The organism is Variovorax sp. dw_954 (assembly GCF_018449755.1).
Taxonomy (GTDB): Bacteria; Pseudomonadota; Gammaproteobacteria; order Burkholderiales; family Burkholderiaceae_C; genus Variovorax.
The window spans coordinates 63,725-74,629 of the sequence record NZ_JAAVVD010000010.1 but is presented as its reverse complement, the minus strand read 5'-3'; the positions used below and the strand labels follow the sequence as shown (position 1 = coordinate 74,629).

General features: G+C 67.2%; 10 protein-coding genes. 4 read left to right on the top strand and 6 right to left on the bottom strand.

What is annotated here, in order from left to right; genetic code table 11:
- The first annotated feature begins 74 nt into the window (after positions 1-74).
- Entirely contained in the window at positions 75-212 is a 138-nt protein-coding gene (locus tag HB681_RS17110) for a hypothetical protein (RefSeq protein ID WP_213956056.1), read from the top strand.
- Positions 213-238: 26 nt separating this feature from the next.
- Here the strand turns inward: HB681_RS17110 and HB681_RS38120 are convergent, their stop codons facing one another.
- Positions 239-1,177 (bottom strand): hypothetical protein, encoded by a 939-nt coding sequence (locus HB681_RS38120; RefSeq protein ID WP_256734984.1) that lies wholly within the window; start codon positions 1,175-1,177, stop codon positions 239-241.
- A gap of 188 nt (positions 1,178-1,365) precedes the next feature.
- Complete coding sequence (locus HB681_RS17100; protein ID WP_213956055.1) at positions 1,366-2,271, bottom strand: ATP-binding protein; 906 nt, start codon at positions 2,269-2,271, stop codon at positions 1,366-1,368.
- Positions 2,272-2,375: 104 nt separating this feature from the next.
- On the opposite strand from HB681_RS17100, the gene HB681_RS17095 reads away from it, so the two are divergent.
- On the top strand, positions 2,376-3,743 hold the full coding sequence (locus tag HB681_RS17095; RefSeq protein WP_256734983.1) for an MATE family efflux transporter: 1,368 nt from the start codon (positions 2,376-2,378) through the stop codon (positions 3,741-3,743).
- Positions 3,744-3,795: 52 nt separating this feature from the next.
- Here the strand turns inward: HB681_RS17095 and HB681_RS17090 are convergent, their stop codons facing one another.
- Positions 3,796-4,287, bottom strand: coding sequence for a fasciclin domain-containing protein (locus tag HB681_RS17090; RefSeq protein ID WP_256734993.1), 492 nt, complete (start codon positions 4,285-4,287; stop codon positions 3,796-3,798).
- Positions 4,288-4,750: 463 nt separating this feature from the next.
- On the opposite strand from HB681_RS17090, the gene HB681_RS17085 reads away from it, so the two are divergent.
- Both HB681_RS17085 and HB681_RS17080 read left to right on the top strand, forming a co-directional pair.
- Positions 4,751-7,042 (top strand): TonB-dependent siderophore receptor, encoded by a 2,292-nt coding sequence (locus HB681_RS17085; protein ID WP_213956052.1) that lies wholly within the window; start codon positions 4,751-4,753, stop codon positions 7,040-7,042.
- Between the two features lie 28 nt (positions 7,043-7,070).
- Positions 7,071-7,757 (top strand): Fe2+-dependent dioxygenase, encoded by a 687-nt coding sequence (locus HB681_RS17080; RefSeq protein WP_213956051.1) that lies wholly within the window; start codon positions 7,071-7,073, stop codon positions 7,755-7,757.
- Positions 7,758-7,784: 27 nt separating this feature from the next.
- Here the strand turns inward: HB681_RS17080 and HB681_RS17075 are convergent, their stop codons facing one another.
- The 3 genes from HB681_RS17075 to HB681_RS17065 all read right to left on the bottom strand — a co-directional run bounded on the left by HB681_RS17075 (position 7,785) and on the right by HB681_RS17065 (position 10,793).
- Positions 7,785-8,210, bottom strand: a complete 426-nt coding sequence (locus tag HB681_RS17075) for a type II toxin-antitoxin system VapC family toxin (protein ID WP_213956050.1) — start codon at positions 8,208-8,210, stop codon at positions 7,785-7,787.
- The gene (locus HB681_RS17070) at positions 8,204-8,494 is read right to left on the bottom strand and encodes a type II toxin-antitoxin system Phd/YefM family antitoxin (RefSeq protein ID WP_256734982.1); all 291 of its coding nucleotides are present in this window, start codon (positions 8,492-8,494) and stop codon (positions 8,204-8,206) included. Before HB681_RS17070 ends, HB681_RS17075 begins: the two co-directional genes overlap by 7 nt.
- A 112-nt stretch (positions 8,495-8,606) precedes the next feature.
- Complete coding sequence (locus tag HB681_RS17065; RefSeq protein ID WP_213956048.1) at positions 8,607-10,793, bottom strand: malate synthase G; 2,187 nt, start codon at positions 10,791-10,793, stop codon at positions 8,607-8,609.
- Positions 10,794-10,905 lie beyond the last annotated feature (112 nt).

Sequence of the window (10,905 nt, the reverse complement as noted above, 5' to 3'; positions counted from 1 at the left end):
GATGTGGAGAAATCACCGGCACGCGCATCGCACTGCCGGTACAGTCGCAAGGCAACTTTGCCGGCGGAGGACTCATGGTCAAGTGGATAAGCGCAATGCTCCTGGGCGTGCTCGCCGGCTGCGGCACCGCACCGCCCGGCGGCTATGGGGTCTGCCAGACGAACCCGGGCTCCTTCGATTGCCAGGTCGAGCGCTACCAGAACGCGTACTGACAACGGGCAGAAAGATCCGCACCTTTTCAGCGGTACCCGGCCTCGTTCGGGTTATGGATGATCCAGATCAGGTTGCCGCTCGAGAAATCGCCCATGCCGCCGCCTGCGAACACCAGGCGCCCCTGGCCCTTGTAGGTCATCTCGTAGCGGTGGCGATCGCTGCCGAAGTAGAACGGGATGAAGGCCTTGCCGGTCACGTAGACGCCCTGGTCCGTGGGCGGGCCGATCAGGTCGGTCACTTGCCGCGTCGGCATGCCGATCTGCAAGCGTGTGAACTTGCTGCCGGGCCCGGGGTTGCCGGTGATCTCGCCCTCGTAGTCGTTGAGGCCCTTCACGGTGCGGCCGCTGCCGGCCTCAACCTTGGAGGAGTCGACGACATTGCCGCGCGAGTCCATGCCGGGCTTGCCGGCGCCGACGGTGCCTGCGCCGGCGCTGGACGGTGCGGGCGCAGCAGCCGCCGCACCCGCCGTTGTGGCGGCAGCCGCCGCGGCCGGCCGCGCTGGTTCGGCGGAGGCGGCCACGGCGCATCGGTCGAGGTCGACGATGCGTTGCAGCGGCTTGGCGACGTAGCGGTAGTCGCGGATCTTGGTCACCACCTCGCCGCCGCTGAAGCCGCCGCCGACGGCGCGGCAGCGGAAGTAGGTCGAGTCGCCATCGCTCACCACGTAGGTGCCCGCCGGTGCGCCGCGCCCGCTGGGCTTCGACAGCGACAGCGTGACGGTCTTGCCGACGAGATCCTGCTTGAGGCCCTTGCCTGCGCCGTCGCCCAGCACGCCTGCCAACTCGTCATAGCCCATTCCCTCGATCGTGGGCTTGGGAGGCGGCGCGGGCGGCGCCGCGGTGCTGGCCTGCGCCGACGCACCCGAATCCGCAGACTTGCTGCCGGTGGATGAGCAGCCCGCGGCAAGCAGCGCAACGGCGGCCGTCAAGGCCAGCGCGGGAAAAGGGATCGTCCTCGGGTTCATGTTCTTGGCACTCCATTTGTAAGAAATTGAATTCTCGAACAAATGAGGCGTCGCGGTCCATCCGCGCCACGCCGTGCACGCCGCTTTGCTCCCTCGCGGATGGGAGGAACGGGCGATGCACGGGTCGATCGTCCGGGCGGATGGGGACCGCCAAATGGCTGGGCGCGGTTGTTTGCGGGACGGCTCCCTCAGGTCTGCAGCCGCGCGGTCTTCAGGCTGCCTTCCACCGGCGCCAGCGGCACCGAGCAGACGATGGACGTGCCCGCGCCACCGCCCTTGTTGCTGATGTCCAGCCGGCCGTCGACGGTGCGCGCGCGTGCGCCCAGCCCGCGGAACGCCCGGGGCTTCTCGAGGTCCGCCCGCGTCAGCCCTCGGCCGTTGTCGGTGATCTCCAGGGTCAGCCCGTTCTCGCCATCCGACAGGTCGATGCGCACTTCGCTGCAGGCGGCATGCCTGGCAATGGTGGTCAGCGCCGCCTGCGCGGTGCGAAAGGCCACGAGCTGCACATCCTCCGGTGCATGGATGACTTCACGCGTGCTCGTGAACGCGGTCTTGACGCCGGTGCGACGCTCGAATGAATCCGCCAGCCAATCGACTGCCGCCACGATGCCGCGCTCCAGCACCTGGGGCCGCAGGTCCTGCACGATGCGCTGGCTGGCGCCGATGGCATGCTGCAGCATCTCGGTGGCGGCATTCACATGGTCGAGCACGGCCGGTTCCTTCGCCTGCCAGCCGATCCAGCCCAGGTCGGACTCCAGCGCCGCGAGCGAGCCGACGATGTCGTCCTGCACCTCGCGCGCGATCGCCTGGCGCTCCTCCTCGATGCACCTGCGAAGCTCGTCGTTGAGTGCCGTCGAGCGCTCGACGGAGCCCGCCAGTTCGGCTTGCGAATCTTCCTTCGTGGTGCGGATGCGGCTCGCGTCCAGCGCGCGCACCATCACGCGGGCCAGTTGCGGCAGCGCGTCCTTGCGCACGAAATCGCAGGCACCACGCCGCACCGCGTCGATGGCCTCGGCCTCGCTCGCCGAACGCGACAACACGATGAAGACGGGCTGCGGCCCGGGCGTGCCCAGCAGGACTTCCCAGGCATCCAATAGTGAGCCCTTCGCCCTCGCGCAAAATGGCTCGGCTCATGACCACACACGACACCGACAAACCACGTTTCGTTACCGGGTCATTGATAAAGCATGTTTGCGTCATGTCGACCACCGCGGCCATCGGGCTCATCGCGGTCTTCGTCGTCGACCTGATCAACCTGTTCTACATCTCGCGCCTCGGCGAAAAGGAAATCGCCGCTGCCGTCGGCTTTGCGGGTGTCGTCGGTTTCTTTCATACGTCGATATGCATCGGCGTGACCATCGGCATCACGGCGGTGGTGGCGCGTGCGATCGGTGCGGGCCGTCGCGCCGATGCGCGCTGCATCGCGACATCCAGCCTCGTGCTGATGGTCGCGGTCACGGCGAGCGTGGGCATCGTCACGCTGATGTTCCTGCACCCGCTGCTGCGCGCGCTCGGCGCCACGGGCGATACCGAGCGGTATGCGGCCCGCTACCTTGCGATCACCGTCATGTCGATGCCCCTGCTCGGCGTCGGCATGGCCTGCGCGGCCCTGCTGCGTTCCGTGGGCGATGCGCGGCGCGCGATGATGGTGACGCTCGGTGCGGCAGTCGCCACCGCGGTGCTCGATCCGATCCTGATCTTCGGACTGGGCATGGGGCTGGAGGGCGCGGCAACAGCGTCGGTGATCTCGCGCTGCATGCTGGCGGCGGTCGGCATGCGGGGAGTGGTCGTGCGGCACCATCTGCTGGCGCGCTTCGATCCCGTGCGGCTGCGTGCCGATGCGCGGCTGCTGGCGGGCGTGGCCGGGCCGGGCGTGCTGACCAACCTGGCAACGCCCGTCGGCGCGGCCTTCGTGACGCACTCGATCGCGCAGTTCGGCGCGTCGGCCGTCGCGGGGCAGGCCATCATCGACCGCGTGACGCCGGTCGCGTTCGGGCTGGTGTATTCGCTGAGTGGCGCGGTTGGGCCGATCCTTGCGCAGAACCTTGGCGCGGGGCAATACCGGCGCGTGCGCGAGGGGCTGCGCGACAGCCTGCTGTTCATGGTCTTCGCGGTGGGCGTGGCTTGGCTGGTGCTGGCGCTGGGGCAGTCGCTGATCGTTTGGGCCTTCTCCGCCGAAGGCCCGGCGGCGGCGCTGATCCATGCGTATTGCTCGTGGATTGCCGCGGGCTTCTTCTTCGTGGGCGCGCTGTTCGTGGCCAACGCGGCGTTCAACAACCTCGGCCGGCCGCTGCTGTCGACCGGGTTCAACTGGGCACGCGCCACGCTGGGCACCATTCCGTTCGCCTGGATCGGTTCGCACTACGGGCCGGCCGGCGTGCTGGTGGGGCAGGCGGCGGGCGCGGCCATCTTCGGCACGCTCGCGATGGTGGTCGCGTTCCGGCTGGCGGCGCGCCTTGGGCCGGTGCAGGACGCGGATGCGCCGCTGGAAGCAGCGCCGGTGCCCGAGGCGGGCAGCGCGTCCGCGCTGGCAGTGCTGATGTCGCCCGATGGCGAGGATGCGTAGCGAAGCTGCGCACACCCCGCCCGGCACAACCCGCTGCGCTTGACCGCTGCGCTCAACCCGGCAGCAGCACCTTGTCCACGACGTGGATCACGCCGTTCGACTGGTAGACGTTGGCAATGCTCACCGTGGCGGTGCCGCCCTTGGCGTCGGTCACCATCACCTTGCTGCCGCTCATCGTCGCGGTGAGCGTGCCGCCGCTGGCGGTCTTCAGCATGGCCTTGCCGCCGCCCGCGGCGATGGCGCTCATCAGGGCGGGGCCGTCCATCCGGCCGGGCACCACGTGATAGGTCAGCACCTTCGTGAGCGTCGGCTTGTTCTCGGGCTTGAGCAGCGTGTCGACGGTGCCTGGGGGCAAGGCGGCGAAGGCTTCGTTGGTGGGCGCGAACACGGTGAAGGGGCCTGGGCTCTTGAGCGTGTCGACGAGGCCGGCGGCCTTCACCGCGGCGACCAGCGTCGTGTGGTCCTTGGAGTTGACGGCGTTGTCGACGATATCCTTGGTCGGATACATCGCTGCGCCGCCGACCATCGGGTTCGCCATCGGCATCGCCGTGCTGCCGCTGCCGCCGTTGGACACGCTGTTGCCGCTCGTTCCCATGCCGCCCGCGCAAGCGCTGAGCAGGACTGAAACGCCGACGGCAATCATGAGTTTTTTCATTGGGAAGCTCCTGGAAGGTTGGGTAAGACAAGGCATCTGTGGAAACCGCCATCAGCGCGGGGGCGCGTTGCGCTTGCTTCGAGTACGCGTGCGAATCCACGCCGGATTCAAGGGCGCGTGGGCTTCACGGCACAAACGCATTGGGCGCGAGAAAGCCCTGACGAAATCTGTACGCAAGCTGACCTGAGACGAACAATTTCAGATCAGTGGCGTGCATCGCACGCTTGCCAAATCAAACGCAAATGCGAGTGATTCGTAGCTAGCATTTAGCCCTCGACAGCGCGCCGCGCTCGCGCGTCTGCAGCGCCCGCAGGACCCATTGCAGGCGCTGGCTTTCCCAGGAGAAGACCCCATGATTCGCAAGCAACACCCGGCCGCCCGACGCACGCCGGTGGCCCTCGGCCTGACCGCCCTGTTCGCCCTGGCCGCCTGTTCCGGCGCCGCGGCCCAGCAAGCACCGACCCCGCCCGCGGCGCCTGCCACGTCGGCCCCCGGCACCAGCCAGCCCGCGACCCTGCGCGAGATCCAGGTGCCCGCCGCCGACGACAAGGGCAGCTTCAGCGCGCCGTCGCTGTCCGTCGGCCGCGTGGGCGGCGACCCGCACGACGTGCCGCAATCCGTCATCGTCATCGACAGCGCGCTCATGCAGTCGCAGGGCGCCACCTCGCTGGCCAGTGCCTTGCGCAACGTGCCGGGCCTGACCATCGGCGGCGCCGAGGGCGGGCAGATCGGCACCAACATCAACCTCAACGGCTTCTCCGCGCGCACCGACATCTACCTCGATGGCGCGCGCGACCGCGCCCAGTACTACCGCGACGTCTTTGCGCTCGACGCGGTCGAGGTGCTGATGGGGCCGTCGTCCATGCTGTTCGGCCGCGGCTCGACCGGCGGCGTGATCAACCAGGTCACGAAGCGACCGTCGCTCACCGCCGCGGCAGAGGCGTCGGTGTCCGCCAGCACCACGGGCCTGGTGCGCACGACGGTGGACGTGAACCAGCCGCTGTCCGAGACCTCCGCCTTCCGCCTCTCCGGTATGGCGCAGGAAGGCGACGCCACCACGCGCGACCAGACCCGGCTGCAGGATGTCGGTATCGCGCCGGTGCTCAAGTTCGGCATCAACACGCCCACGCAAGTCACCCTGTCGGCGTTGGTGCAGCACAACCACGACATGCCCGACTACGGCGTGCCGCCGCTCAACGGCCACCCGGCCAAGGTCGACCGCAACAATGCCTACGGCTTCAGCGACGACCGCACCATCTCCGACATCGGCTCGCTCGGCGTGACGATCGATCACAAGCTCACCCCGGACATGCGCATCCGCAACCAGACGCAGTTCAACGACGTGACCACCGACGCGCGCGAGACCGCGCCGCAGAACATCGGCCGTCTCGTCAACGGTGCCTACGTCGCCGGCACGACCGGCACCACCGCGGTGCCGCTGCCCCTGACGAGCGCGTTGCCCGTCGAGCAGCTCTGGGTGCGCCAGCAAAGCCACGACCGCGTAATCGATGACCGGTCGCTGTTCAACCTCACCGAGCTCAGCGCCAAGTTCGACACCGGCCCGATCAAGCACACACTCCTGGCGGGCCTCGAGCTGGGCCACGACAGCTACCGCAACCAGGCCTACTACCGCAATGGCACCTGCGGCAGGGCCGCGCTCAATCCGGCGGGCACCACCAGCGGCTATGTGTCCTGCACGCCGCTGGCCGATCCGATCGAGATCCGCTCGCCCGCCAACGCACCTTCGCTGCCGGGCAACCTGGCCAGCGCCAGCGGCGACACCGTGGCCGGCTACGTCAACGACACCATCGAGTTCAGCCCGCAGTGGAAGCTCGTGGCCGGCGTGCGGCAGGACCATTTCAAGGCCGAGGTCGCCAACACGGTCACGTCGGCAACCACGCTGGGCTACGTGCAGCAGACCATCGACTTCACCAGCGTGCGGGCCGGCGGCATCTGGCAGCCGGTGCCGGAGCAGTCGTACTACGTCTCGTACAGCACGTCGTTCAATCCGTCGCTCGAGCAACTCGTGTCCACCACGGGCGGCACGCAGCCATTGCCCCCGCAGGAGAACAAGTCCTACGAAGGCGGCGGCAAGTGGGACCTCAACAACGGCAATCTCTCCCTCAGCGCCGCTGCCTTCCAGATCACGCAGACCAACGCGCGCTCGCAGAACAACGACGGGACCTACACCGCGACCGGGACCGTGCGCGTGAACGGCGCGCGCGCGGGTGTCGCCGGCCGCATCACCGACAAGCTGCAGGTGTTCGGCGCCTACACCTACCTCGACGCGAAGATCGTCGACGGCATCGCGCCCGGCACGCAGGGGAAGGTGCCGGCCAACACGCCGAAGAACGCGGCCAGCGTGTGGACCACCTATGCCTTCACGCCCGAATGGGAAGCCGGCCTCGGCGCCACCGCCAGCTCGGCGCGCTATGCCAACAACACCGACCTGGTCCAGGTGCCGGGCTACACGCGCTTCGATGCGATGGTCGCCTTCCACCAGCCGAAGTACGACGTGCGGCTGAACATCTTCAACCTGGCCAACAAGTACTATTACGACGCGCTGATCCCGTCCGATGGCGGTCGCGCGGTGCCGGGTTCCGGCACCTCCGCCACGCTGTCGCTCAACTACCGCTTCTATTGAGCCCGGCTCTCGGGCGACCCGAAACGCCATGCTGGTCTGCATTCCGAAAGTCCTCGATGCGCAAGCCGTCGCGCAGCTGAGGGCGAGGCTCGACGCGGCCGGCGATGCGTGGGTCGATGGCCGCGTCACGGCCGGCCATCAGGGCGCGCCGGTCAAGTTCAACCAGCAGATCGACGAGCACGCCGGGGTCGCGCGCGAGTGCCAGGACGTCGTCGCTGCCGCACTCGAACGCAATCCCGTCTTCATCAGCGCGGCGCTGCCGAACTTCCTCTACCCGCCGATGTTCAACCGCTACAGCGAGGGCATGACCTTCGGCCTGCACGTGGATGGCGGCGTGCGCATCCACCCGTACAACGGCCGCAAGGTGCGCACCGACCTGTCGGCAACGCTGTTCCTGTCGGACCCGGCGAGCTACGACGGCGGCGAACTCCAGATGGAGGACACGCATGGCATGCAGAGCGTCAAGCTCGCGGCCGGCGACATGGTGCTGTATCCGGCGACGAGCGTGCACCGCGTAACGCCGATCACGCGCGGCGTGCGCGTGGCCTGCTTCTTCTGGGTACAGAGCCTGGTGCGCGATGCCGGCGACCGGGCGCTGCTGTTCGACATGGACAACGCGATCCAGCGGCTGAACCAGACGGGTGCCGATGAGTCGGCGCGGCGCACGCTGACCGGCGCGTATCACAACCTGCTGCGGAAGTGGAGCGATACCTGAGGGTGGGTGCCCCAGGCGGCGTTGCGGTCACGAGTCGGATTCGGTCCACCAGCTGCTGATGCGCAAGCCTCGAATGCCGGCAAAGTCTTTCAGATTGCGGGTCACCAGCGTCAAGCCTCGGGACATCGCAATGGCGGCGATCTGGCCGTCAACGAAAGGAAGGACCATCCCGATGCGTTCCGATTCCGCGCGAATCTCGGCGTGTAGGCGTGCGGCAGCGGCGTCGTAGGCCAGGATCGGCAACGAGCCCACGACATCAGTCAGGTATCGCTCGATGGCATCGCGCCTTCGGCCATGCGGCATGCGCAACCAGCCGAAACGCAGTTCATGCCATACAGGTGCACCGATAGCCAGTTCACCTGTGTGCCGGGTCAACGCCCCCAGCAGTGCGCCGTTCGGCTGTGGGCGAGCGGCCTCCGACAACACATTGCTGTCGAGGAGCCAACTCACCATTTGAAATCTCGGCCGACCGCAGGGTCGCGCACGTCGGCCCAGAGATCCGGCCAAGCCGACGCTTCATCGGTATCGGATGCATCCAGGTAGTGGTGGCGCCATTCGTCCAACTTGCTGGCGAATCCCTGCGCCGACGCTGAGAGCCGGCGGAACTGCGCAACCGACATCAGCACCGCAGCGGGCGCACCGCGCCGTGAAATCATGGCCGGTTCGTTGCCATCTTCCACACCGCGCAGTGTGTCCGCCAAGTTGGCGCGGGCCTGGGAGAAAGGAATCTGTTGCATCGGGCGCCTCGTTGTACAACTCAATTGTACATTTTGCGCGGGGCTCCTGCGCATGAACGCAAACGGCGCCCGAAGCGCCGTTTGTCTTTGCAGCCTATCGCTCAGCCGAGCATCAAGCCTCGCCCTTCACCTTCAAGCGCCATGCATGCAGCAGCGGCTCGGTGTAGCCGCTCGGCTGCTCGATGCCCTTGAACACCAGGTCCTGCGCGGCCATGTAGGCGGCGGAGGTCTTGAAGTTGCCGGCCATGTTCTTGTACAGCGGATCACCTGCGTTCTGCGCGTCGACAACGGCGGCCATCCGTTCGAAGGTCGCGTCGACCTGCTGCTTCGTCACGATGCCGTGGAGGAGCCAGTTGGCGATGTGCTGGCTGCTGATGCGCAGCGTGGCGCGGTCTTCCATCAGGCCGACGTTGTGGATGTCCGGCACCTTGGAGCAGCCCACGCCCTGGTCGATCCAGCGCACCACGTAGCCGAGGATGCCCTGCACGTTGTTGTCGAGTTCCTGTTGCTTCTCCTCGGCCGTCCAGTGGGTCGTCGGCGACACCGGCACTTGCAGCAGGTCGTTCAGGATGTTGTCGCGCTCGGCGTCGGCGTCGATCTTTTCCAGTTCCTTCTGCACCTCGGCCACGTTGACCTGGTGGTAGTGCAGCGCATGCAGCGTGGCGGCGGTGGGCGAGGGCACCCAGGCCGTGTTGGCGCCGGCCTTCGGATGGCCGATCTTGATCTTCAGCATGTCGGCCATCAGGTCGGGCATGGCCCACATGCCCTTGCCGATCTGCGCCTTGCCGCGCAGGCCGCAGCCCAGGCCAACCAGCACGTTGCTCTTCTCGTAGGCGGTGATCCACGGCGTGGTCTTCATGTCGCCCTTGCGCAGCATCGCGCCGGCCTGCATGCCGGTGTGCATCTCGTCGCCGGTGCGGTCCAGGAAGCCGGTGTTGATGAAAGCCACGCGCGCCGAAGCGGCGGCGATGCAGGCCTTGAGGTTGACGCTGGTGCGGCGCTCCTCGTCCATGATGCCGAGCTTCACGGTGTTGGCCGGCAGTCCCAGCAGTTGCTCGACGCGGCCGAACAGTTCGTTGGCGAAGGCGACTTCGGCCGGGCCATGCATCTTGGGCTTGACGATGTAGATGCTGCCGGTGCGCGAGTTGCCCTTGCGCTTGAGGTCGATGGTGGCGATGGTCGTGGTGACGACGGCGTCCAGGATGCCTTCGGGGATTTCCTTGCCGCCCGCGTACAGGATGGCCGGGTTGGTCATCAGGTGGCCGACATTGCGCACGAACATCAGCGAACGGCCATGCAGCTTCATGGGCTTGCCGTCGGCGCCGGTGTATTCGCGGTCGGGGTTCAGGCCGCGCGTGAAGGTCTTGCCGCCCTTGCTCACTTCTTCGGTGAGCGTGCCGAGCTGGATGCCGAGCCAGTTGCCGTAGGCGACCACCTTGTCCTGTGCATCGACCACGGCGACCGAGTCTTCCAGGTCGAGGATGGTGGAAAGCGCGGCTTCCATCACCACGTCGCTGATGCCGGCCGCGTCGGTCTTGCCGATGGCGGTGCTGCGGTCGATCTGGATGTCGAGGTGGATGCCGTTGTGCTTGAGCAGCACCGACTTCGGCGCCGACGCGTCACCCGTGTAGCCGATGAACTGCGAGGGGTCGGCCAGCGCGGTGCCGCTGTTGTGCAGGGTGACGTAGAGCTGGCCGTCCTTCACGCTGTAGCCGGTCGCATCCTTGTGCGATCCGTTGGCCAGCGGCGCGGCTTGGTCGAGCACGTTGCGTGCGAAGGCGATGACCTTGGCGCCGCGCACCGGGTTGTAGCCCTTGCCCCCTGCCGCGACTTTTGTGGCGCCGTCGGTCTCGGGGATGGCGTCGGTGCCATAGAGCGCGTCGTACAGCGAGCCCCAGCGCGCATTGGCGGCGTTCAGCGCGTAGCGGGCGTTGAGGATAGGCACCACCAGTTGCGGTCCGGCCTGCTGCGCGAGTTCGGCATCGACGTTCGAGGTGGTCGTCTGCACATCCTTCGGCGACGGCACGAGGTAGCCGATCTTCTCGAGGAAGGCGCGGTAGGCCGGCATGTCCTTGATCTGACCCGGGTTGGCCTTGTGCCATCTGTCCATCTCGGCCTGGATGCGGTCGCGCTCGGCCAGCAGGGCGATGTTCTTCGGCGACAGGTCGCTGACGATCGCGTCGAAGCCCTTCCAGAAGGTCGCGCTGTCCACGCCGGTGGCGGGCAGGACTTGCTGTTCGATGAACTGGTGGAGTTCGTTCGCGACCTGGAGGCCGTGGACTGTGGTGCGGTCGGTCATATGGGGAAACCTCGGGGGGATATATGAAATGGGTGGGCGCAAAACCCGTGCCGGTACTGTATTGGATACCGACGCAAAGATTAATCGCCGAAGAATCCCGTTATTCGTGACC